This is a genomic window from Actinosynnema sp. NPDC091369 (assembly GCF_044757065.1).
Classification (GTDB): domain Bacteria; phylum Actinomycetota; class Actinomycetes; order Mycobacteriales; family Pseudonocardiaceae; genus Actinosynnema.
Genome location: NZ_JBIVUG010000001.1, coordinates 539,810 through 561,162, shown reverse-complemented (window position 1 = coordinate 561,162; position 21,353 = coordinate 539,810). Strand labels below are relative to the sequence as shown.

22 protein-coding genes and 1 pseudogene are annotated in these 21,353 nt (G+C 71.9%); 14 read left to right on the top strand and 9 right to left on the bottom strand.

What is annotated here, in order from left to right:
- Positions 1–3: 3 nt before the first annotated feature.
- Complete coding sequence (locus ACIQMJ_RS02740) at positions 4–1,665, bottom strand: DNA repair helicase XPB (protein ID WP_499759275.1); 1,662 nt, start codon at positions 1,663–1,665, stop codon at positions 4–6.
- 211 nt (positions 1,666–1,876) lie between these two features.
- Between ACIQMJ_RS02740 and ACIQMJ_RS02735 the strand changes: the two genes are divergently transcribed.
- The 4 genes from ACIQMJ_RS02735 to ACIQMJ_RS02720 all read left to right on the top strand — a co-directional run bounded on the left by ACIQMJ_RS02735 (position 1,877) and on the right by ACIQMJ_RS02720 (position 5,030).
- Positions 1,877–2,524, top strand: a complete 648-nt coding sequence (locus ACIQMJ_RS02735) for an LppU/SCO3897 family protein (RefSeq protein ID WP_499759274.1) — start codon at positions 1,877–1,879, stop codon at positions 2,522–2,524.
- Positions 2,525–2,657: 133 nt separating this feature from the next.
- Complete coding sequence (locus tag ACIQMJ_RS02730) at positions 2,658–3,521, top strand: LppU/SCO3897 family protein (RefSeq protein ID WP_499759273.1); 864 nt, start codon at positions 2,658–2,660, stop codon at positions 3,519–3,521.
- Between the two features lie 55 nt (positions 3,522–3,576).
- On the top strand, positions 3,577–4,056 hold the full coding sequence (locus ACIQMJ_RS02725; RefSeq protein ID WP_499760233.1) for an LppU/SCO3897 family protein: 480 nt from the start codon (positions 3,577–3,579) through the stop codon (positions 4,054–4,056).
- A 65-nt stretch (positions 4,057–4,121) separates the two neighbouring features.
- Positions 4,122–5,030 (top strand): LppU/SCO3897 family protein, encoded by a 909-nt coding sequence (locus ACIQMJ_RS02720; RefSeq protein ID WP_499759272.1) that lies wholly within the window; start codon positions 4,122–4,124, stop codon positions 5,028–5,030.
- A gap of 65 nt (positions 5,031–5,095) precedes the next feature.
- Here the strand turns inward: ACIQMJ_RS02720 and ACIQMJ_RS02715 are convergent, their stop codons facing one another.
- Positions 5,096–5,962: an ABC transporter substrate-binding protein gene (locus ACIQMJ_RS02715; protein WP_499759271.1), complete on the bottom strand. Its 867-nt coding sequence runs from the start codon at positions 5,960–5,962 to the stop codon at positions 5,096–5,098.
- Positions 5,963–6,519: 557 nt separating this feature from the next.
- Here ACIQMJ_RS02715 and ACIQMJ_RS02710 point away from each other — a divergent pair.
- From ACIQMJ_RS02710 to ACIQMJ_RS02695, 4 genes are read left to right on the top strand one after another with little or no spacing between them, the layout of a single operon-like run.
- A complete protein-coding gene (locus ACIQMJ_RS02710) occupies positions 6,520–9,870 on the top strand; it encodes a nitrate- and nitrite sensing domain-containing protein (protein ID WP_499759270.1) in 3,351 nt (1,116 codons plus the stop codon).
- Positions 9,867–10,286 carry a roadblock/LC7 domain-containing protein gene (locus ACIQMJ_RS02705; protein WP_033442969.1) on the top strand — a complete coding sequence of 140 codons (420 nt, stop codon included), beginning with the start codon at positions 9,867–9,869 and terminating at the stop codon, positions 10,284–10,286. Before ACIQMJ_RS02710 ends, ACIQMJ_RS02705 begins: the two co-directional genes overlap by 4 nt.
- Positions 10,287–10,316: 30 nt before the next feature.
- On the top strand, positions 10,317–11,075 hold the full coding sequence (locus ACIQMJ_RS02700; protein WP_499759269.1) for a DUF742 domain-containing protein: 759 nt from the start codon (positions 10,317–10,319) through the stop codon (positions 11,073–11,075).
- The gene (locus ACIQMJ_RS02695) at positions 11,056–11,661 is read left to right on the top strand and encodes a GTP-binding protein (RefSeq protein ID WP_106617122.1); all 606 of its coding nucleotides are present in this window, start codon (positions 11,056–11,058) and stop codon (positions 11,659–11,661) included. The genes ACIQMJ_RS02700 and ACIQMJ_RS02695 overlap by 20 nt, the downstream gene beginning before the upstream one ends.
- An 82-nt stretch (positions 11,662–11,743) precedes the next feature.
- On the opposite strand, the gene ACIQMJ_RS02690 is transcribed toward ACIQMJ_RS02695, so the two are convergent.
- Together ACIQMJ_RS02690 and ACIQMJ_RS02685 are read right to left on the bottom strand one after the other, a co-directional pair.
- Entirely contained in the window at positions 11,744–12,106 is a 363-nt protein-coding gene (locus ACIQMJ_RS02690; RefSeq protein ID WP_499759268.1) for an XRE family transcriptional regulator, read from the bottom strand.
- 3 nt (positions 12,107–12,109) lie between these two features.
- Complete coding sequence (locus ACIQMJ_RS02685; RefSeq protein WP_499759267.1) at positions 12,110–12,454, bottom strand: type II toxin-antitoxin system RelE/ParE family toxin; 345 nt, start codon at positions 12,452–12,454, stop codon at positions 12,110–12,112.
- On the opposite strand from ACIQMJ_RS02685, the pseudogene ACIQMJ_RS02680 reads away from it, so the two are divergent.
- Positions 12,452–12,604, top strand: a pseudogene (locus tag ACIQMJ_RS02680) (ATP-binding protein); the annotation flags it as partial. The gene ACIQMJ_RS02685 and the pseudogene ACIQMJ_RS02680 overlap by 3 nt on opposite strands.
- 195 nt (positions 12,605–12,799) lie before the next feature.
- On the opposite strand, the gene ACIQMJ_RS02675 reads toward ACIQMJ_RS02680, so the two are convergent.
- Positions 12,800–15,046, bottom strand: a complete 2,247-nt coding sequence (locus ACIQMJ_RS02675; RefSeq protein ID WP_499759266.1) for a helicase-associated domain-containing protein — start codon at positions 15,044–15,046, stop codon at positions 12,800–12,802.
- Between the two features lie 64 nt (positions 15,047–15,110).
- Positions 15,111–15,677 (bottom strand): 3'-5' exonuclease, encoded by a 567-nt coding sequence (locus ACIQMJ_RS02670; RefSeq protein ID WP_499759265.1) that lies wholly within the window; start codon positions 15,675–15,677, stop codon positions 15,111–15,113.
- 122 nt (positions 15,678–15,799) lie between these two features.
- Between ACIQMJ_RS02670 and ACIQMJ_RS02665 the strand changes: the two genes are divergently transcribed.
- The 5 genes from ACIQMJ_RS02665 to ACIQMJ_RS02645 all read left to right on the top strand — a co-directional run bounded on the left by ACIQMJ_RS02665 (position 15,800) and on the right by ACIQMJ_RS02645 (position 18,846).
- A complete protein-coding gene (locus ACIQMJ_RS02665; protein WP_387483796.1) occupies positions 15,800–15,985 on the top strand; it encodes a hypothetical protein in 186 nt (61 codons plus the stop codon).
- Between the two features lie 93 nt (positions 15,986–16,078).
- A complete protein-coding gene (locus ACIQMJ_RS02660) occupies positions 16,079–17,473 on the top strand; it encodes an NAD-dependent malic enzyme (RefSeq protein ID WP_499759264.1) in 1,395 nt (464 codons plus the stop codon).
- A gap of 10 nt (positions 17,474–17,483) precedes the next feature.
- On the top strand, positions 17,484–17,954 hold the full coding sequence (gene moaC / locus ACIQMJ_RS02655) for a cyclic pyranopterin monophosphate synthase MoaC (RefSeq protein ID WP_499759263.1): 471 nt from the start codon (positions 17,484–17,486) through the stop codon (positions 17,952–17,954).
- A complete protein-coding gene (locus ACIQMJ_RS02650; protein WP_499759262.1) occupies positions 17,951–18,424 on the top strand; it encodes a MogA/MoaB family molybdenum cofactor biosynthesis protein in 474 nt (157 codons plus the stop codon). Before moaC ends, ACIQMJ_RS02650 begins: the two co-directional genes overlap by 4 nt.
- Complete coding sequence (locus ACIQMJ_RS02645) at positions 18,421–18,846, top strand: molybdenum cofactor biosynthesis protein MoaE (RefSeq protein WP_499759261.1); 426 nt, start codon at positions 18,421–18,423, stop codon at positions 18,844–18,846. The genes ACIQMJ_RS02650 and ACIQMJ_RS02645 overlap by 4 nt, the downstream gene beginning before the upstream one ends.
- A 98-nt stretch (positions 18,847–18,944) precedes the next feature.
- On the opposite strand, the gene ACIQMJ_RS02640 is transcribed toward ACIQMJ_RS02645, so the two are convergent.
- From ACIQMJ_RS02640 to moaA, 3 genes are all read right to left on the bottom strand, one after another.
- Positions 18,945–19,607, bottom strand: coding sequence for a transglycosylase family protein (locus ACIQMJ_RS02640; RefSeq protein WP_499759260.1), 663 nt, complete (start codon positions 19,605–19,607; stop codon positions 18,945–18,947).
- Between the two features lie 379 nt (positions 19,608–19,986).
- A complete protein-coding gene (locus ACIQMJ_RS02635) occupies positions 19,987–20,241 on the bottom strand; it encodes a MoaD/ThiS family protein (RefSeq protein ID WP_499759259.1) in 255 nt (84 codons plus the stop codon).
- Position 20,242: 1 nt separating this feature from the next.
- Positions 20,243–21,301 (bottom strand): GTP 3',8-cyclase MoaA, encoded by a 1,059-nt coding sequence (gene moaA, locus ACIQMJ_RS02630; protein WP_499759258.1) that lies wholly within the window; start codon positions 21,299–21,301, stop codon positions 20,243–20,245.
- Positions 21,302–21,353 lie beyond the last annotated feature (52 nt).

Genomic DNA, 21,353 nt, shown 5'->3' with positions numbered 1-21,353 from the left:
GGCTCAGCCGACCTCGGGCAGCTTGGGCCCGAGCAGGTCGTCGGCGTCCACGATCCGGTAGGCGTAGCCCTGCTCGGCCAGGAACCGCTGCCGGTGCGCCGCGTAGTCGGTGTCCAACGTGTCCCGCGACACGACCGAGTAGAAGTGCGCCTGCCGCCCGTCGCCCTTGGGCCGCAGCAGCCGGCCGAGCCGCTGCGCCTCCTCCTGCCGCGACCCGAACGTCCCCGACACCTGCACGGCCACCGACGCCTCGGGCAGGTCGATGGAGAAGTTCGCCACCTTCGACACCACCAGCGTGCGCAGCTCACCGCTGCGGAACCGGTCGAACAGCGCCTCGCGCTCCTTGTTCTTGGTCGACCCCTGGATGACCGGCGCGTCCAGCGCCTCGCCCAGCGACTCCAGCTGGTCCAGGTAGGCCCCGATGACCAGCGTCGGCTCGCCGGGGTGCCGGTCCAGGATGGCCTTCACCACCGGCAGCTTCGTCCGGGCCGTGGAGCACAGCTTGTACCGCTCCTCCGGCTCGGACGTGGCGTACTCCAGCCGCTCGTTGTCGGTCAGCGTCACCCGCACCTCGGTGCACTCGGCGGGCGCGATCCAGCCCTGCGCCTCGATGTCGCGCCACGGCACGTCGTACCGCTTGGGCCCGATCAGCGAGAACACGTCGCCCTCCTGGCCGTCCTCGCGCACCAGCGTCGCGGTCAGCCCGAGCCGCCGCCGCGACTGGAGGTCGGCCGTCATCCGGAACACCGGCGCGGGCAGCAGGTGCACCTCGTCGTAGACGATCAGGCCCCAGTCCCGCGAGTCGAACAGCTCCAGGTGCTTGTACTCGCCCTTCGACTTGCGCGTGATCACCTGGTAGGTGGCGATGGTGACCGGTCGGATCTCCTTGCGCTCGCCGGAGTACTCGCCGACCTCGTCCTCGGTCAACGACGTGCGCGCGACCAGCTCCCGCTTCCACTGCCGGCCGGCCACGGTGTTGGTGACCAGGATCAGCGTGGTCGCGCCCGCCTCGGCCATGGCCGCCGCGCCGACCAGCGTCTTGCCCGCGCCGCACGGCAGCACCACCACGCCCGAGCCGCCCGCCCAGAACGCCTGCGCGGCGCGGCGCTGGTAGTCGCGCAGCTGCCAGCCGTCCTCGACGAGGTCGATCGGGTGCGCCTCACCGTCGACGTACCCGGCCAGGTCCTCCGCCGGCCAGCCGACCTTGAGCAGCAGCTGCTTGAGCCGGCCGCGCTCGCTGGGGTGCACGACCACCGTGTCGTCGTCGACCCGCGCGCCCAGCATCGGCTTGACCTTCTTGTGCCGGAGCACCTCCTCCAGCACGGCGCGGTCCAGGGAGGCGAGCACGAGGCCGTGCGCGGGGTGGTTGGTCAGCTGCAACCGGCCGAACCGGCCCATCGTGTCGACCACGTCCACCAGCAGCGGCTGCGGCACGGGGTAGCGGGAGAACCGGACCAGCGCGTCGACCACCTGCTCGGCGTCGTGGCCCGCGGCCCGCGCGTTCCACAGCGCCAGCGGCGTGATGCGGTAGGTGTGCACGTGCTCGGGGGCGCGTTCGAGCTCGGCGAACGGCGCGATGGCGGTGCGCGCGTCGTCCGACAGCGGGTGCTCGACCTCCAGCAGCAGGGTCTTGTCCGACTGGACGATCAAAGGGCCGTCGGTCACGGGTGCGCGCTCCTGTCGCTTGGTGTCCTTCAAGTGTGCACACCACGTGCAAGTCCGAAGCGGACAGTACGCGGCCGTGCACCGAACGCTTACGGACTCGGTTCGGTAAAGCCGTGCACACGGGTGTGACGCAGCGGATAGCGTCCCTGCGCCCCACCGCGTGAACCTGCGCGGACGTGCAGGGGCCCTCCCCGGATGAACGAAGGTCGTCATGAGCACGGACATGCCCCCGTCCGCCCCGCAGTACCAGAACGGTCCCCAGTACCAGGGCGCTCCGCAGCAGCCCATGGGCGCGGCCCCGCAGTACCAGAACGCGCCGCAGCCCGGCCAGATTCCCTCGGAGCCGAAGAAGAAGGGCATCTTCGCGCGCATCCTCACGGCGATCATCGGCGTCGTGGTGGCCGGTGTCGTGATCTACGGCATCAACTACTTCACCAGTGACGCCGCCCAGTCCAAGGCGGGCGACTGCGCGAGCCTGACCGGCACCACCACCAAGCCGGACTTCAAGACCGTCGACTGCGGCTCGGCCGACGCGAACTACACGGTCGGCAAGGTGCTCGGCTCGACCTCCGAGTCCTGCGGCAGCGAGGGCTACGACGAGTACACCGAGACCGCCCGCCGCGGCCCCGACTCGAAGCTGTGCCTGGTGCCGAACCTGGCCGAGGGCAAGTGCTACGACATCGAGGGCAGCACCACGACGATGGGCTACCCGGCCGTGGACTGCGGCAAGTCGGGCGTCTACAAGCTGGTGAAGCTGGAGAAGGGCAGCGCGGACGAGACGCTGTGCACCGACAGCCTGCCGCTGGTCTACCCGGAGCCGAAGACGACGTTCTGCTTCGCGCCGACCGAAGAAGCCTGACCGACCCCGCGAGCGGCGTGCCCCTCCTCCCGGGGACGGCACGCCGCTCGGGCGGGCTCGGCTGATCCACCTCGCGGGCGTGGGTGGCGCTACCTTCTGGGACGTCACGCGCACCCGTCCAGCGAGGATGATCATGAGCAACGAGCCGAGTCGACCCGCCGACGACGTGCCGGGCGACCCCTCCCCACGCCCGGACGTGCCGCCCGCCGACGCCCAGCGCATCGCGGCCGCGCAGGACGCCGCCGCGTCGGCCGGGGAGAAGGACCTGGTCAGCCCCGCGTCGACCGGTCTCGGGTCCGGCTCGGCCGAACCCGACGCGACGCCCGAGCCCGGCGCGGGCGCGCGGGAGCAGGCCGTGCCCGGCAACGAGCCCGCCACGCCCGCCGGCCCGACCGCGGTGCCCGGCGCGCGTCCCGCCCCGGCCGCCGACCCCGGGTCGTCCGACGAGCCCGCCCCGTGGGCGCCCGCGGCGCACGAGCCCGCCGCGGCCGGCAAGCCCGGCGGTGGGCGCAAGGTCCTCATCGGCGTGCTGGTCGTGCTGCTGATCGGCATCGTCGTCTACGGCGTGCGGTACCTGACCAGCGACGCCGCCAACGCCGAGGTCGGCGACTGCGTCAGCGTGAGCGCCGAGAGCGACAACCGCGCCGAGGTCGACACCCTCGACTGCTCCGCCGAGCGGGCGTCGTACAAGGTGGGCAAGGTCCTCGACACGACCGACGCGGCCTGCCCCGAGGACGGCCTCTACACCGAGATCGTGCCGGCCGGCGGCGTCGGCGACGGCTACAAGCTGTGCCTGCTGCCCAACATGGCCGAGGGCTCCTGCTACAAGCCCGACGACGGCAGCGGCTTCGTCCGGACCGAGTGCGTCGGCCCGGAGACCATCAAGGTGATCAAGGTCATCCAGGGCTCCGCCGACCTGGAAGCCTGCCCCGACGGCGCGGGCATGGCCTACCCCGAGCCGCCCGTCACGTACTGCCTGGCACCCGCCGAGATGTGACGTTCGCCGCGCCACGGCCGGGTGAACTCCCTCAACCCGGCGTGCGGCCGTGCCGATGCCCTGGACCATGCGGAAGATCGGGTTGGGCGTCGGCGCGGTCGCGATCGTGGTGGCGGGCGCGTTCGCGGTGACGCTGCTGGGCAGCGGTCCCGCCGCGCCCGAGCCGGGCAAGTGCGCCCACATCGAGAAGGTCGAGGAGGGCGCGGCGTACCGGGCGCTGGACTGCGCGGCGGCGGAGGCCAACGTGCGGGTGGCCAAGGTCGTGGACGACGCCTCGCAGTGCCCCCGGGGCGGCGCGCCGTACACGATCTTCACGCGCTCGGCCACGTTGTGCCTGATGCCGAACTTCGTCGAGGGCGCCTGCTACCAGGGCGACCGCACGGCGGGGATGAAGAGGGTCGACTGCACGACCGCCCAGGCGATCCGCGTGGCCGGCGTCACCCGCGAGCCGGTGGAGTGCGCGAACGGCAAGAAGCTGACCTACGTGGAGCCGTCGGTCACGTTCTGCCTGGTCCCCGCGTCGGACATGCGCTGAAACCGCTGCGCCCGCGCGGCACGCGAAGGTAGGTTCCGCTCGCCGAATGTCGAGAGGAACGCCAGGTGACCACGCCTCCCCACCAGCCACCCCACGGCTACCCGCCCCAGCAACCCGGCTGGGGTCCGCCGTCGTCGCCGCAGGGCGTCCCGGCCCCGCCGGAGCCGGGCTACCAGCCGATGCCCGGCTACCAGGGCCAGCCGCCGCAGTACGCGCAGCCCGGCTACCCGGAGCAGGCGGGCCAGGTCCCCGGCGGCCAGTTCCCCGGCCGGCCCGGCGAGGCGCAGTACCCGGGTCAACCCCAGTACCCCGGCCAGCCCGGCGGGGCACCGTTCCCCGGTCAGCCGGGCTACCCGGGTCAGCCCGGTGAGCCGCAGTACGCGGGTCAGCCGCAGTACCCCGGCCAGCCGCAGTACCCGGGGCAGCCCGCCTACCCGCAGCAGTTCCCGCCCCCGCCCGCCCAGGGCACGTCCCGCGGTGCGAAAGCGCTGATCGCGGTGGTCGGGCTCGGCATCGTCGGCGTCGTGGTCGCGGGCATCATCGCCGGCGCGACCGGGCCCGCGGGGGCCGAGCCGGGCGACTGCATCAAAGTCCTCTCCGCGAGCGTTACCGACGCCGACGTGGAGAAGGTCGACTGCTCGTCGTCGGAAGCGGCGTTCAAGGTCGCGGCCAACCTCGACAGCAGCGCCGACTCCTGCCCGGACGGCGACTACGCCGAGTACTCCGACAGTGGCGGTCGGCGCAGCAACGGCTTCAAGCTGTGCCTGATGCTCAACGCCGCCGAGGGTGACTGCTTCAAGCAGGAGGGCTCGATTGTGGCGGCCAAAACCACCAAGGTGACCTGCGATTCGAGCGCGACCTACAAGGTCGGCAAGGTCGTCGCCGGTCGGGCCGACGAGAACGAGTGCGAGAGCGGCGACACCGTGTCCGTTTACTCACAGCCCGCTACCACGATCTGCTTGACGGAAGCCTGAACGAAAAATAGGGGGCCTTCCCGCAATGGGAAGGCCCCCGATCTCGCGTTCTTGCCAACAGCGAGTCAGTTAGTGGTTCCAGGCGGCAACAACCCGCCGACGTCCAACCGCTCGGGCAGCACCTCTTCGGTGTCCATCATGTCGGCGACGCGCTGCAAGCGGACGGGGTTGAGCGACAGCGGGAACGTGCCCACCGACACCAGCGCGGCGGTCCGCTGGTCCACGTCCATGTAGCCGGTCAGCGCGTTCTGCACGGACAGCTTGTCGTTCGACGCCGCTTCCTGCGCGTCCCGCAGGACCTGCCGGAACAGCGCCAGCGTGCGCGGGTTGCCGTCGGCGAACTTCTTGCTCGACGCGTACCCGGACATGGGGAAGTCCTTGGTCGGCCCCACGGCGGTGTCGGTGAGCACACGCGCGCCGGAGCCGCTCTGCGCCTGCGTGATGTACGGCTCGGTCATCCACGCCGCGTCGACCTGGCGGGCCTCCATCGCGGTGACCATCTGCTCGAACGGCATCTCGACCGGCCTGATCCGCTGCTTCTCCACGCCCGCGGTCTTGAGCACGGCCTTCGTGGTCAGCGCGCCGACGTCGCCGGTGGACGGCACGGCGATGCGCGGGTTGGGCAGCTTGCCGGGGCTGGAGTAGTTCGGGTCGAGCGTGACCAGCGCCATGGTGTTCACGCCGGCCTGGTAAGCCTCGCCCTGGAGCTGGAGCTGCGTGCCCTCGGCGTAGCTGCGGAACAGCGTGACGTGCGTCGCCCAGGTGATGTCCAGCGTGGTGTCGAGCTGCTTGATGCCCTCGACCTCGTTGTTCAGCGGCACGAGCTGGACCTGGAGCCCGGCCTTCTCGAACAGCTTGTTGTTGAACGCCAGGCGCAGCGGGGCCACGTCCACGACGGGCAGCACGCCGATGCGCAACGTGCTGCGTTCCACGTCGGGGCGGCTGTTCCCGTCGGTGCCGGGGATCAGTCCGCACGCCGTCAAGGTGGCGGCGCACGCGAACAACGCTGCCGCACGTCGCAGAACACGCGCTGGGGTAGGCATGGCACCTCTCGCCGTGATGACCTCTACAGGCGGGTCTTTTTGATCAACGAAATTCTCGACGCACTTGTCGATGCCGGGGATGGTAACCACCCAGAGGTATGAAACGACAGCCCTGCTCCGATACGGTGAGTGCTTCCGGAGTCTTCCCCGGGGCTGGGCACGAGCACTACGCTCCCCGCCTGGTGGCACAGGTCGTAGCAGACGGTCGTGTCCCGAGCGCGGAGCGCGGTGACTAGCCGGCACCACCGCTCCTGTGCTGCAATTCGGCCCGAATTCGTGTCCATGCTTCGGTCCGCGGGGGAGAGGCCGGGGAACACTGCTGCCGGAAGAGGAAGCCCAGGGTGGCCCGTCGAGAGAGAGGTCCCAGCCAGTCAGGCGTGGGGATTCCACCGCGCTCCGAAAGGCCCGGAACGGGTGACGGACTGGCTGCGCTGAGTGATGGAACTGTGACCGAGTCAACGGGTGCCGCTACCAAGGCTGGTTCGACCGCGAGCGGGCGGGGCAGGACGACCCGCTCGAGCGGCTGGCGGCTGCGCAACTGGCGGCTGCCCACCAAGCTGACCGCCGTGCTGCTGATCCCCACCGTCGCCGCGGTGGCCCTCGGCGGGCTGCGGGTCAACTCCGACCTCGCCAACGCCGCCGAGCTGAACCGCCTGGCGAACCAGATCCAGCTCGAGTCGGCGGTCGCCGACCTGGTGCAGCAGCTCCAGCGCGAACGGGACCTCAGCGCGAGCCACGTCGCCTCCGGCCGCGAGCTCGACCGCGTGGTGCTGGACCGCCAGCTGCGCCGCGTCGAGGACACCGTGCAGGCGCTCAACGCCAAGATCGCCGACCTCAGCGCCGACCTCGACGACGAGGTGGTCACCCGGTTCCGCCGGGCGTCCAGCCAGCTCGACCGGCTCAACAGCCTGCGCAACGCCGTCCGCGAGACGAAGTACCCGTCCGACGCGGTCCTGCGCACCTACTCCGAGTCGGTGGAGAGCCTGCTCGACCTCGGTGAGCAGGCCATCGCGGGCATCAACGAGCCCGAGCTGGTGCGGCTGCACCTGGCCACCAACGCCATCGCCCGCATCAAGGAGCAGGAGTCGCGCAAGCGCGGCATCATGCTCGACGTCTTCCAGCGCGGCGGGTTCGGCCCGGGCCAGGAGCGCCAGCTGCTGGCCGCGAACGCCGAGCTCGACGCCGCCCGCAACGACTTCCGCAAGTCCGCGACCCCCGACCAGGCCAAGATCTACGACGACACCGTCACCGGCCTGATCGTCGACACCGCGAACGACATGCAGGAGACGGCGCTGAACCTGGCCGCGGCCGGGTCGCCGATGACGTCGCTGCGCCCGGAGAAGTGGGACATCGCCTCCACGCTGACGGTGAACCTCACCCGGGACGTGGAGAACCTGCTGCTGGAGCAGCTGCAGAACCGCACCGACGAGCTGACCGGCGCGGCCCGCGCCGCGGCGTTCCGCGACTCCGGCATCGTGCTGGGCGCGTTGCTGCTGGCCCTGGTCATGGCGCTGTTCGTGGCCCGCTCGATCCTCAACCCGCTGCGCACGCTGCGCCGCACCGCGCTCGAGGTGGCCGACCACGGCCTGCCGGAGGCGGTCGGCCGCATCCTCGCCGACCCGAACCCGCAGGAAGCGGCGAAGACGGCCATCGCGCCGGTGCCGATCACCACCCGCGAAGAGGTCGGCCAGGTGGCGCGGGCGTTCGACGCGGTGCACGGCGAGGCGGTGCGGCTGGCCGCCGAGCAGGCGCTGCTGCGCGACAACGTCAACTCGATGTTCGTCAACCTGTCCCGCCGCTCGCAGGCCCTGGTCGAGCGCCAGCTGAACCTGATCGACCGGCTGGAGCAGGACGAGCAGGACCCCGACCAGCTGGCCAGCCTGTTCGAGCTGGACCACCTCGCCACCCGCATGCGGCGCAACAGCGAGAACCTGCTGGTCCTGTCCGGCACGGACCTGTCCCGCCGGCTGACCCGCCCGGTGCCCGCGGCCGAGGTGCTCGGCGCCGCGGTGTCCGAGGTCGAGCAGTACGCCCGGGTGCAGGTCGGCCAGACCCCGGAGCTCACCGTCCAGGGCCGCGCGGTCAACGACCTCGTGCACCTGATCGCCGAGCTGCTGGACAACGCGACCGCGTTCTCCGACCCGGTGACGAAGGTCACCGTGCGCACCGCCCGCACCCGCAAGGGCGAGCTGGCGATCGAGATCCAGGACCGCGGCGTGGGCATGGGCGAGCAGGAGCTCGCCGACGCCAACGAGCGGCTGGCCGACCCGCCGGACGTGGACGTCGCGGTGTCGCGCCGGATGGGCCTGTACGTGGTCGCGCGGCTGGCCAAGCGCCACGACATCAAGGTGCGGCTGCGGTCCAACGAGGACATCGAGGGCGGCACCACCGCGCTCGTGCTCGTGCCGGACACGCTGGTCGCCTCGCCGGGCGCGCCGGGTTCCCCGATGGGCGGCGAGCCGGTCTCGGCGTTCGGCGAACCCGCCTTCGGCGACTCGGGTTCCGGTTTCGGCGACTCCGGGTTCGGGTCGACGGCGCAGCGCGCGTCCGGCATCGCGGGCGCGTTCGGCACCGGCACCATGTCCCGCCTGGACAGCGCCGGCGATCAGGTCGAGGACACCGGTTTCCCGAGCATGCCCCGCATCGAGGACGAGCCGGCGTTCCCGGTGAGCTTCGTGCAGGGCCAGGGCGAGCAGGACCCGGCGCGGGTGCCCGCGTTCGGCGACGTGCCGGCGTTCGGGCAGGAGCCCGAGGAGGCGCCCGCCGAGGTGTCGCAGTCGTGGCTGCGGTCCGCGGACGAGCGCGACGCCGACCGCGAGCCGGAGGGCTCGTTCGGCGAGCCCACGCTGTTCACCGCCTACGAGGACCGCGCCGAGCACGACACCGACTACGAGCACGGCTTCGAGACGACCCAGTTCGCCCCGGTGGACAGCGGGTTCCTCGTCGACCCGGAGCCCGAGCCGGAGCCGGAGCCCGCGCACCGCAACGGTTCCGCGCCGCAGGCCGCGCCCGCGGCCAGGGAGGTCGAGCAGGACTTGGACGCCCCGACCGAGCGGCTGCCGATCTACGAGGCGGTCCTCTCGCAGTGGTTCCAGGCCGTGGGCAGCGAGACGTCGGCGGCGACCGCGCAGGCGGTGCCCCCGGCGCCGGAACGGGCCCCCGTCGCCGAGTCGGGCCTGCCGACCCGCAAGCCGCGCCCGATCCCGCCGGTCGCGCCCACCACGTCCGAGGACCCGCTGCCGCAGCGCGGCCTGCTGGACTCCGGCCGCAACGCCGTGCCGCGGCGCGAAGCGGAGCCCGTGTCCCAGCCCCAGCGGGGCGAGGGGGCGTCAGGCCGCGCCGAGGGCACTAGTCTGACCGAGGGCGGGCTGCCCAAGCGGCAGCCCGGTTCGCCCACCAACCTGCCCAAGCGCGCCGCGGAGGTGTCCCGCGTGACCGAGCCCGAACCGGTCGCCGAACCCGAGCCGGTCGCGCCCGCCGCCGAGTCGGTGTGGGAGTCTCCCGCCGACGAGGGCTGGCAGGCGGCACAAGCCTTGCTGAACAAGGCGCCAGAGACCACGACACAGGCGGGGTTGCCCAAGCGGGTGCCCAAGGCTCAGCTTGTGCCGGGATCAGCCGCACCGAAGCCGACGGCGACGGAGCGGCAACCGCAGCGGCCCCCGCTGCCACCACGATCGGCTGACGCGATCCGTGGACGCATGTCGAGTCTTCAGCAGGGCGTCCGTCGAGGGCGACACGCTTTGATCGACGCTTACGCTGGTGACATGTCGAGCCGGCAAGACGAGGAGCAGGAGTGACGACCGCAGCTCAGCCAGGCAGCTTTGGTTGGCTTATCACCGACTTCGTGCGCCGGGTTCCCGGTGTGGCACATTCCGTGGTCGTGTCGGCGGACGGGCTGTTGCTCGCCGGCTCGCAGGGCCTGCCCCGCGACCGCGCCGAACAGCTGTCCGCCGTGGCATCCGGGCTCGTCAGCCTCACGGCGGGCGCGGCGCGGTGCTTCGAGGCGGGCACGGTCAACCAGACCGTGGTCGAGATGGAACGGGGCTACCTGTTCCTGATGTCGATCAGCGACGGGTCGTGCCTCGCCGTGCTGGCGGCGCCGAACTGCGACATCGGTCTCGTCGCGTACGAGATGACGTTGCTGGTGGAGCGCGTGGGCCAACAGCTCACCCCGGAGCTGCGCGCGCAGCTCCAGGGCGTGGTTCGGCGGTAGATCCTCATGAGATCGTGGGGGTGAAGGTAAATGGCTGAACGATCTGGCGCCGGCGGCCGACGCTTCGGTAGGAACTTCAACTACCAGGAGTGGGCGGTCGGGGGCTTCCAATTCGCTGAGCCGGATGCCGACCCCGCACAGGACGAGGAAGCCGAGGACGCACCCAACTCGTGGCCGGGCCGCCGGGCGGAACAGGCGCCGGGGCCACGGGTCGAAGGCACAGGGCAGGGGCAAGACGATATGTCTCAGCGTGAGGTTGACGACTCGTCGTACGACTACGACGACGTTCCCAACCGGTTCGACATCGACGGGTACGGCAGCGGCCTGTTCGGAGGTCCGGGCGCCGATCTCTTCGGTGCCCACGGCCTGCCCGACAGCGTTCCGGAGCAGGTGCCCTACACGACCGGTCCGCAGCCGGTCGTGCGGCGCGAGGAGAACCCCGCGGCCGAGTCCGGGTCCCTGGTCCGCCCGTACACCCGGACCGGTGGCCGCACCCGGCCCGATTACGACCTCGCGATCGAAGCGCTGGTGTCGACCAGCGAACGCGGGCTCGAGCGCGACGCGGCGGTGCTCCCCGAGCACCGGTCGATCTGCGGGTTGTGCACCGACACCAGGTCGGTGGCCGAGGTCGCCGCTCACCTCCGGCTCCCCCTCGGGGTGGTGCGGGTGTTGATCGGCGACATGGCGAGCATGGGTTTGGTTTTGATTCACCAGGGTGGCTTGGTCGTGGGGGACCGGCCGTCCATTGAATTCCTTGAGAGGGTGCTCAGTGGGCTTCGCAGGCTCTAGCCCCAACGCGGCCGAAGGCGCCAAGAAGCCGACGACGTCCGCGAAGATCGTGGTGGCCGGTGGCTTCGGCGTGGGCAAGACGACGTTCGTCGGTTCCGTGTCGGAGATCGTTCCGCTGACCACGGAAGCGGTGATGACCGAGGCGAGCGCCGGGGTGGACGACCTGTCGGCGACGCCGAACAAGGTCACCACGACGGTGGCGATGGACTTCGGCCGGGTGTCGCTGGACCAGGATTTGATCCTGTACCTGTTCGGGACACCGGGTCAGCACCGGTTCTGGTTCATGTGGGACGACTTGGTGCGGGGTGCGATCGGTGCGATCGTGCTGGTCGACACGCGCCGGTTGGCCGACGCGTTCGCCTCGATCGACTTCTTCGACGATCGGCAGTTGCCGTACGTCGTGGGGGTGAACTGCTTCGACGGTCTGCTGCACCACCGCATCGAGGACGTGCGGGAGGCGCTCACGATCGACCAGTCGGTGCCGATAGTGACTTGTGACGCTCGTAACCGGCAGTCGACGAAGCAGACGTTGATCACGCTGGTCGAGCACGCGATGCGGCAGTGGATGTCGGTGCGGGCGGGCTGACCGGCTTCCGGGTCGGTAGGACGTGCTGAAGGGCGGTCTCCTCGTAGGAGGCCGCCCTTCGGCGTGCCCGAGCGGGGCGGGGTCAGGTCGTGACGGCGGTCCGGTCGACGCCGCTGGTCGAGATCACCACGTCGTGGTCGTCGAAACCGGCGACGAAGCGCAGGTGGCCGCCCAGCGCGGTGATGTAGCGCTCGAGCGTGTCCACGACCATCTGGTCGACTTCGCCGCGCTCGAGTTGGCTGACCCGGGGCTGGCTGATGCCCATGCGCGCCGCGACCTCGCTCTGGGACAGGCCCTGCTGCTCGCGCAACTGGGTCAAGCGGAAGCCGACGACATATGCCTGGGTGCGGTTGCGTGCTTCTTCCCGCGCCAGTTCCATGTCCCGCCCCGCAGCCTGGTCGCGCCGGGCCCTGTCGGCCTTCACGTCCTTCCAGGAACGAGCCATCGATCAGTCCTTTCCCTCGCGCGTGTCCAGCTCGGCCAGGTGCTCATCGAACCGCCGGTCGGCCACTGGGACGTTGCGTTCGTACCAACCCCGCCAGTCGCCCGATTTGTCACCGGCGACCAGGAGGATCGCTCGTCGGCGCGGGTCGAACGCGAAAACGATCCGTACCTCGCTCGCACCCGACGATGCGGGCCGCAGTTCCTTCATGTTGTGGTGCCGTGACCCTTTGATCCGATCGACCAAGGGGCGCCCCAGCCGTGGTCCTTCGCGGGCGAGGTGGTCGATCGCCTCCTCGATCAAGTCCGCGCTCTCCGGGTCTTCCTCGCAGAGTCGCGTGAACCAGGTCACCGCATCGAGGACGTGCGGGAGGCGCTCACGATCGACCAGTCGGTGCCGATAGTGACTTGTGACGCTCGTAACCGGCAGTCGACGAAGCAGACGTTGATCACGCTGGTCGAGCACGCGATGCGGCAGTGGATGTCGGTGCGGGCGGGCTGACCGGCTTCCGGGTCGGTAGGACGTGCTGAAGGGCGGTCTCCTCGTAGGAGGCCGCCCTTCGGCGTGCCCGAGCGGGGCGGGGTTCACCCGGCCGGTTCGATGCACAGGTGGTGATGTGGTGCGGCTTGGGGCCGCGGTTTGACGCTAGGGCGTGGTGCGGTCGCCGATCGGGTGATCATCTGTTCCGAACGGGGATTACGCTCTGTCGTCCTCGACCAGGGCGGCGGACGTGATGCGGTGCAGGGGGAAGCGGCGGACCTCGCCGTAGGCGACGTCCACGCCCTCCAGCACGCCGCCGCCCACGAGCTGCGGCGTGATCACGCGGCGGGCGGCGGTGCCGTGGCCGTCCACGAAGTCGACCAGCACGCTGCGGCCCTCCTTCACGGCCCGTTGCAGCAGCGCCAGCGTCGCCGACGGTCCCGCGCCCAGGTTGCCCGGCACGGACACCCGCGCGCCGCCGGTGGTCGTCGCCGCCCGGTCGCCGGCGCGCACCAGCCGCACCAGCTCGCCCAGCTGCTCCTCCGACGGCGTGCTCGGCTGCACCGGCCGGCGCCTGCCCTTGCCCGCGATCCGGCGCCCACCGGCCCGCAGGTCCAGCACGTGCCCGTCCGGTCCCTCGGCGGCGGGCGCGAAACCGGCGGCCCGCAGCCCGTCCAGCACCTCGGCCAGCGGCAGCGGGCTGACCAGCACGGTCGGCGCGATCTTGCGCAGCGCCAGCCGCTCCGCCGCCGCGTGCGCCATCACCTCGGCGATCAGCACCGGGTCGTCGCAGCGCAGGAACGACCCGGCCGCCCCGCCGCGCAACCGGCCGTGCCGGCGGGCCGCGTCGTCGATCAGGTACGTCAACGACTGCGGCACCGGCGTGCGGGACCGGCTGCGGAACAGCTCGTGCAGGTCGGCGGCGCTGCGCCCGGCGTCGAACGCCCGCCGCACGGAGTCCTCGCGCACCCGGTAGACGGTGGCGCTGCCCGCCGACTCGACGTCCGCGACCAGCGCGATCTCGTCGGCCAGCTCCGGGTCGAGCCGCCCGGGCGCGACGACGGTCAGGTCCGCCTGCACCAGCACGTGGTCGACCGGCGCGGGCAGCGCGTCGGCGAGCCGCTTCGCGGCCGGCCCGGACCCCTCGGTCAGCAGTGCCCGGCCCTGGGCGGTGAGCGCGTTGTGCGCGAGCACGCCGACCCGCGTGCCCTCCTCGACGGTCCAGCGCACCAGCTCGTCCCGCAGCCGCCCGCCGCGCCGGGGCGCCCGCCACGCCAGCACGGCGGCCAGCTCGTCCGGGTCGGTCACGGCGGTGCCCGGCGGCAACGCGGCCAGGGCTTCGAGGATGCGCCGCCGGTCGCGGGGCGCACCCGGCCGGTTGAGCTCCGGCGCGAGGGGGTTGAGCAGGCGGTCCCGGTCGTCCCGCTGCCCGATCAGACCGGGCAGCCGCGGCAGGTCGAGCCACGCCTGGGCCAGCGTCGCCCACCGGTGCTCGGGCGCGGCGACCAGCCACGCGTCGGTCTGCGTGGTCGGCACCCACTCGGGCTCCAGGCCCTCGGTGTCGGCGACCAGGCCCGCGTTGACGACCAGCTCCACCAGCAGCGCGGCCCGCCGCTCGTCCACGTCGAGGTCCTTGGCGAGCTTGCGCAGCTCCCGCACGCCCACGCCGCCGGACCGCAGCACCGCGGGGGGCTCCTCCGACCAGCTCTTGAGCAGCGTCTCGACGTGCCGGGACAGCTCCAGCGCCTCGCCGCCGCCGGTGTGGTCGACGTCGGACGGGTCGCGGCGGAACGTGGTCAGCGGCGGTTCGGTGGTCCGGACGGCGCCGAGCGGCCGGTCACCGCGGACCTTCAACCCGATCTCGCGGGGCAGCTCGACGGTCTGCGCGTCGCGGCGGACCAGCAGGCCGCGGGCGAGCAGCTTCTGGATGGGGGTCTTGGCGTTGGCCAGCGAGACGACGTGCGCGGCGTCCTTCGTCTGCCCGACCGGCGGCCCGGCGGCGAGGGTCTCCAGCACGCGGTGCTCGTCCGGGTCGAGCGCGCTCAGGTCGGCGTCGGCCAGGCGCGGCACGGAGCGGCCGAGACCGCAGGGGAACGGGTTGACCGCGTCCCGGGTCGCGGGCGGGGTGGACAGCGCGTGGTCGCCGCCCCACAGCAGGGCGCGGGCGCGCAGCGCGTCCAGGGCCGCGCCGATGTCGGTCTCGCCGAACAGCTCCTGCACGGCGCCCCGGCCGACCGGCTTGAGGTCGGCGTCCAGCACGAGCAGCGCTTCGAGCACCGTCAGCGTCACCGTGTCGAGGTCTTCGCAGGCCCGCGCCACCGACGCCCGCGACCCGATGCGGGTGGCGAGCACGGTCGTGTCGGCCGGCGGGGGCGTGGCCAGGTCCGGCCGGGCGCGCAGCAGGGCCACGAGCGCGGAGTCGTCCTGCGCCCGCAGCCACTCGGCGAGGGTCGTGCCGGACATCCTCACCACGGTATATGCCGACCACCGGCGTGGCGCTGACCAGCCCCCGAAACCCGCCTCCCGCTCACCCGGCGTGGGTGGGCTCGGCGGGCCAGGCGTCGCGCCCGGCCAGGTGCAGGACCAGCGCGGCGATGTTCCACGCGTCGTCCGCGCCGCTGTGGTGCCTGCCCTTCAGCGGCAGGTCGGCGAGCTCCAGCGCCTGCGCCATGCCGGGCCGCTTGCGCAGGCCGTGGGCCTGCGTGAACACCTGCTTCGCGTTCCAGTGCCGCCGGCCGAACGGGTAGGGCACGCCGGTCGCCCGGCACTGCCGCGCGAACTGCTTGCGGTCGTAGTCTCCCCAGCTCGCCCACGGCCGCACGCCGGCCTCGTGCTCGACCGCGAGCAGCCGGCACGCCTCGGCGAAGTCCACGCCGGTGTCCACCTCGGCCTGGGTGAGGCCGGTCAGCCCGGTGCAGAACGCGCTGACGGTCGACCGGCGCGGGCGCACGAGGACGCGGTGCTTGGCGACCCGTTCGCCGGCGTCCAGCGAGACGGTGGTCAGCCCGATCTCGATGATCTCGTTGACCTGGCCGGGCGGCGGTTGGCCGTCCCAGCACGTCGCCTCGACGTCGACCACGTTCAGCAGCTCCACCCGCACGAGGGTAGGGATCACACCCGTGACGTGGCTCTCGCTTTTCGCCGCCGACCACCCCGAGTCGCCACCGGCGCGGATGAGGCACACTTGTCGACGACGAACACCACCGAGGAGGAACCGTGGCCAAGGCCCGCCCCGAGCGCATCGACCCGCACTGGCCGGAGCCGCCCGCCGACGGCAAGTACGCGGTGTCCGAGCTGGCCAGCGACGTGCAGGGCGCGATGTCCCCGTTCGGCAAGGTCACCTTCCCGCTGCCGGTCGAGGAGCTCGGCTACCGCCACCCGGTCACCGAGATCAACCGCTAGCGCCGACGCGCGCGGCCGTCGAGCCGCGCGCGTTCCGTAATTCTGCCGGGACTACCCTCGAACCCTCTTGAGCTGTGCTGTCTGGGAGGTTCGATGCCGGTCCCCGGCCCTGGTTACTCGATCACCGTCCGGCTGGAGGCCCCGCCGTCGGCGTCGGCCGCCGGCGACCTGACCTCGGCCGTGGGCCGGGCGGGCGGCGTGATCACCGCGTTCGACGTCGTCGAGTCGCACACCGACCGGGTGATCATCGACCTCACCTGCAACGCGCTGTCGGCCAACCACGCCAAGGACATCACCGACACCCTGGAGCTGCTGCCGGGGATCGTGGTCCGCAAGGTGTCCGACCGGACGTTCCTGGTCCACCTCGGCGGCAAGATCGAGATCTCGTCCAAGGTGCCGCTGCGCAACCGCGACGACCTCTCCCGCGCCTACACGCCCGGCGTCGCCCGGGTCTGCATGGCCATCGCGGAGAACCCCGACGACGCCCGTCGCCTCACCATCAAGCGCAACACGGTCGCCGTGGTCACCGACGGCTCGGCCGTGCTCGGCCTGGGCAACATCGGCCCCGCCGCCGCGCTGCCGGTGATGGAGGGCAAGGCGGCGCTGTTCAAGAAGTTCGCGGGCGTGGACGCCTGGCCGGTGTGCCTGGACACCCAGGACACCGAGGAGATCATCCGCGCGGTCGAGCTGATCGCCCCCGTCTACGGCGGCATCAACCTCGAGGACATCGCCGCGCCCCGCTGCTTCGAGATCGAGGCGCGGCTGCGGGAGAAGCTGGACATCCCGGTCTTCCACGACGACCAGCACGGCACCGCGATCGTCGTCGTCGGCGCGCTGCGCAACGCCCTGCGCGTGGTCGGCAAGAAGATCTCCGACTGCAAGGTCGTGGTGTGCGGGGTGGGCGCGGCGGGCAGCGCGATCATCCGGCTGCTGCTCAAGCAGGAGCCCGGTGACGTGGTGGCGGTCGACGTGGACGGCATCGTGCACCGCGACCGGCCCGGCCTGGACGACAACCTCAGGTCCATCGCGGCGTCGACCAACAAGGACAACGTCAGCGGCCGGCTGCACGACGCGCTGGTGGGCGCGGACGTGTTCATCGGCGTGTCGGCCCCGAACCTGTTCGGCGCGGAGCAGGTCGCCACGATGAACCAGGACGCCATCGTGTTCGCGCTGGCCAACCCGGACCCGGAGATCGACCCGATGGAGGCGCAGAAGCACGCCGCCGTCGTGGCCACCGGGCGCAGCGACTTCCCGAACCAGATCAACAACGTGCTGGCGTTCCCGGGCGTGTTCCGGGGCCTGCTGGACGCGCACGCCCGCACCATCACCGACTCGATGCTCATCGCGGCGGCGAACGCGATCGCGGACGTGGTGGACGGCGACCGGCTCAACGCCTCGTTCATCGTGCCGAGCGTGTTCGACAACACGGTGGCCCCGGCGGTCGCCGAAGCGGTCCGCAAGGCCGCTGTGGAGTCCGCTTCCGCCTAGCATCGCTGGTATGACTCAGTTCACCCACTTGGACGCCGCCGGCGCGGCGCGCATGGTCGACGTGTCCGAGAAGGAGCCGACCACGCGCACGGCGGTGGCGTCCGGTGTGCTGCGGACCACGCACGAGGTGGTGGCGTTGCTGGGCCGGGACGGCCTGCCCAAGGGTGACGCGCTCGCCACGGCGCGGATCGCCGGGATCATGGCGGCCAAGCGGACGTGGGAACTCGTGCCGCTCTGCCACCCCATCGCGCTGTCCAGCGTCAAGGTCGACCTGACGCTGGGTGACGCCGAGGTCCGCATCACGGCGACCGTCCGCACCACGGACCGCACGGGCGTGGAGATGGAGGCGTTGACGGCCGTGTCGGTGGCCGGGCTGACGCTGCACGACATGGTCAAGGCGGTGGACCCGGCGGCGTCGCTGGACGCGGTGCGGGTCGAGCGCAAGGAAGGCGGCAAGACCGGCCTGTGGGAGCGCCCGTGAGGACCGCGCGGGTCGTGACGGCGTCCAACCGGGCGTCCGCGGGCGTGTACGCCGACCGCGGCGGGCCGATCATCGTCCAGTGGCTCCGGGACCGGTCCTACGACGTGCCGGACCCGGTGGTCGTGCCGGACGGCGAGCCGGTGGCCGAGGCGTTGCGCGCGGCCGTGGCGGACGGGGTGTCGGTCGTCGTCACGACCGGCGGCACGGGCATCAGCCCCACCGACCGCACGCCGGAGGCGACCCGGTCCGTGCTGGACTTCGAAGTGCCGGGTGTAGCTGACGCGATCCGCATGTCAGGCTGGCCGCGCGTGCCCACCGCCGTGCTGTCGCGCGGGGTGGCGGGGGTGGCCGGCCGCACGTTCGTGGTGAACCTGCCCGGCTCGACCGGCGGGGTGCGCGACGGGCTGGACGTGCTCGCGACCCTGCTGGAGCACGCCGTCGACCAGGTGGCCGGAGGTGACCACGCATGACCGAGGTGCTGCGGGCGACCGTGAGCGACCAACCGCTGTCCGTGGACGAGCACGCGAAGCTCGTGGAGCACGCGGCGGCGGGCGCGGTGGTGACGTTCGCCGGGGTGGTGCGCGACCACGACCACGGGCGTTCGGTGCGCGAGCTGGAGTACGTCGGTCACCCGACGGCCGCCGCCGTGGTGGCCGAGGTGGTGGCGGACGTGGTGGGCCGGTTCGAGGGCGTGCGCGCCGTCGCCGTGTCGCACCGGGTCGGCCCGCTGGCGATCGGGGACGTGGCGCTGGCGTGCGCCGTGTCCGCCGAGCACCGGGGCGAGGCGTTCGCGGTGTGCTCGGAGCTCGTCGACGAGGTGAAGCGGCGGCTGCCCGTGTGGAAGCGGCAGGTCTTCACCGACGGTACCGACGAGTGGGTCAACATGCCCTGAACGGGGCTCTCACGCCGCAACGGGTGCGGACCCCGGACCGCCGAGGGGGGCGGTCCGAGGTCCGGTTCCGTCGTGCACCGGCTCGCGCCGGCGACGGGTCACTTGGTCGCGATCTTGTGACCCGGCAGGATGAGGTCGGCGTTCGGGATGAACTGCTTGTTCAGCTCGTGCAGCTTGGCCCAGCCACCCTCGATCTTCAGCTCGTCCGCGATCTTCGACAGGCTGTCGCCGGCCTTGATCTCGTAGTCGCCGTTCGGGTTGGAGCTCGGCAGCGCCACGGTCACGGGCGCGGGCGCCTGCTGGACCGGGGCGGACTGCGTCGGGGCCGGGGCAGCCTGCTTCGGGGCGGCCTGCTGCACCGGGGCCGGCTTGGCCTTCGCCGGCGCGGGGGCGCCGCCGAGGCCCTTGGGCCCGCACACCGGCCATGCGCCGATGCCCTGGGTCTGCATCACGTTCTCGGCAACGCGGATCTGCTCCTCGCGGGAAGCCTGGTGGGGCATGCCGGAGCCGCCGTGCGCGGTCCACGTGGACGGCAGGAACTGCAAGCCGCCGTAGTAGCCGTTGCCGGTGTTGATGCTCCAGTTGCCGCCACTCTCGCACGCGGCGACCGCGTCCCAGTTGACGCCGGAGCCCTGGGCACCGGCGGTGCCGGCGGCCATGGCCAGCGGGGCGCCCACGATGACGCCGGCGACGGCGACCTTCGCGATGCTCCGGGCGGCGGGACTGGTGGTCGGGCGGTGCTTGCCTCGGTAAGAAGCCATTTCCCTCTCGTCCACCCGCACCTGCACGACCGGCTCGGGTTCGGGCCCGGTACGCCGCTCGGCTTGATCCCTGTCCGGTGGTTGTCTCTCGCTCGGGGGTGTTCCGGGGCGCCGTTGGACAGGTTCGGTGCGAGGCGTCCCGGTCTAGCTCTGGTCGGTCGGGGCCAACCGAGAAGCGACGGTACGTAACCGGGAGCCGCGCGCCAAATGATCTGGCATGTGACGCGCGTCACTGTAACGCGACAGGGTGACTCCTCGACTGCCCCGTTTAGGCTGCTCAGGGCACCGTTATCGGTCTGTTTCCGTTCCGAGATTCGCCGAGATCAATCACAGTAAGTGAGGTTTACCTCACGTATTAATCCGCACGAGTGGAGAAGTCTCAGCCACCGGCGAAGGGTGGCAACACGTCGAGTTGTGACCCGGACAACACTGCCGTGTCATGATCACGAACCGCCACGCCGTCCAGCAGGAAGCTGCACGCGGGCAGCACGCGGGCCACCTTCTCGCCGTGCCGGCCCCGGACGGCCTCGATCGCGGCCCCGACGGTGGCCGCGTCGCCGGGCAGCTCGAAGCTCTCGTCCGGCACGCCCACCGCCGCCCGCGCCCCCGCGAAGTACCGAACGGTCAGCCGCACCTCATCCTCCGATCGCGCTCATGGGCCGGTCGGGCTGGCTGAACCCGGCCGAGTTGATGCCGTGCCCCTCCGCCTTCGCCCACGCGTTGCCCCGCCACACCGCCGCGACCTCCTCGTCCGACGCGCCGCCGCGCAGCAACGCCCTCAGGTCCGTCTCCGACCGGCTGAACAGGCAGTTGCGCACCTGGCCGTCCGCGGTGAGCCGGGTCCGGTCGCACGCCGCGCAGAACGGCCGCGTCACCGACGCGATCACGCCCACCACGGCCGGGCCGCCGTCCACCAGCCACCGCTCGGCGGGCGCGCCGCCCCGCTCGCCCGGCTCGGGCGTCAGGGTGAACTCGGCGCGCAGGGACGCCAGGATCTCCTCGGCGGTCACCATGTCGTCCCGATTCCAGCCGTGCTGCGGGTCCAGCGGCATCTGCTCGATGAACCGCAGCTGGTAGCCGTGCTCCAGGCAGTGGCGCAGCAGCGGCACGGCCTCGTCCTCGTTCACGCCCCGCATCAGCACCGTGTTCACCTTGACCGGCGCCAGCCCGGCCTCGCGCGCGGCGGCCAGGCCCGCGAACACGTCCCCCAGCCGGTTGCGGCGGGTGAGGCGGTGGAAGCGGTCGGGGTCGAGGGTGTCGAGCGAGACGTTCACCCGGTCCAGGCCCGCGGCGACCAGCCCGGCGGCCCGCTTGGCCAGGGTCAACCCGTTCGTGGTCATCGAGATGCGGGGCCGCGGGTCGAGCGCGGCGGTGCGCGCGATCACGTCGTCCAGCCCGGGCCGCAGCAGCGGCTCGCCGCCGGTGAACCGGACGTCGGTCACGCCCAGGCGGGTCACCGCGATCCCGATCAGCCGGGTGAGCTCGTCGTCGGAGAGCAGGTCCGGCTTCGGCAGCCAGTCCAGGCCCTCGGCGGGCATGCAGTAGGTGCAGCGCAGGTTGCAGCGGTCGGTCAACGACACGCGCAGGTCGGTGGCGACCCGGCCGAACCGGTCCACCAGCAGCGGTGAGCCCGGCCGTTCGGAGGTGTCCGGGTTGCCGCGCACGACGGGTAGCCCCAACTCGACAGCTGTCACCCCAACCAGGGTAATCGGCGGACACTTGTGGGTGCTGCTGGAAATGGGGGAC

What these genes read in the sequence shown, in the direction of transcription:
- ACIQMJ_RS02730 (WP_499759273.1), top strand. Translation starts at nt 2,658, where the DNA reads ATGAGCAACGAGCCGAGTCGACCCGCCGACGACGTGCCGGGCGACCCC.
- ACIQMJ_RS02690 (WP_499759268.1), bottom strand. Translation starts at nt 12,106, where the DNA reads ATGGCTCGTTCCTGGAAGGACGTGAAGGCCGACAGGGCCCGGCGCGAC.
- ACIQMJ_RS02735 (WP_499759274.1), top strand. Translation starts at nt 1,877, where the DNA reads ATGAGCACGGACATGCCCCCGTCCGCCCCGCAGTACCAGAACGGTCCC.
- ACIQMJ_RS02725 (WP_499760233.1), top strand. Translation starts at nt 3,577, where the DNA reads ATGCCCTGGACCATGCGGAAGATCGGGTTGGGCGTCGGCGCGGTCGCG.
- ACIQMJ_RS02640 (WP_499759260.1), bottom strand. Translation starts at nt 19,607, where the DNA reads ATGGCTTCTTACCGAGGCAAGCACCGCCCGACCACCAGTCCCGCCGCC.
- ACIQMJ_RS02660 (WP_499759264.1), top strand. Translation starts at nt 16,079, where the DNA reads ATGCCGGTCCCCGGCCCTGGTTACTCGATCACCGTCCGGCTGGAGGCC.
- ACIQMJ_RS02700 (WP_499759269.1), top strand. Translation starts at nt 10,317, where the DNA reads ATGGCTGAACGATCTGGCGCCGGCGGCCGACGCTTCGGTAGGAACTTC.
- moaC (WP_499759263.1), top strand. Translation starts at nt 17,484, where the DNA reads ATGACTCAGTTCACCCACTTGGACGCCGCCGGCGCGGCGCGCATGGTC.
- ACIQMJ_RS02675 (WP_499759266.1), bottom strand. Translation starts at nt 15,046, where the DNA reads ATGTCCGGCACGACCCTCGCCGAGTGGCTGCGGGCGCAGGACGACTCC.
- ACIQMJ_RS02645 (WP_499759261.1), top strand. Translation starts at nt 18,421, where the DNA reads ATGACCGAGGTGCTGCGGGCGACCGTGAGCGACCAACCGCTGTCCGTG.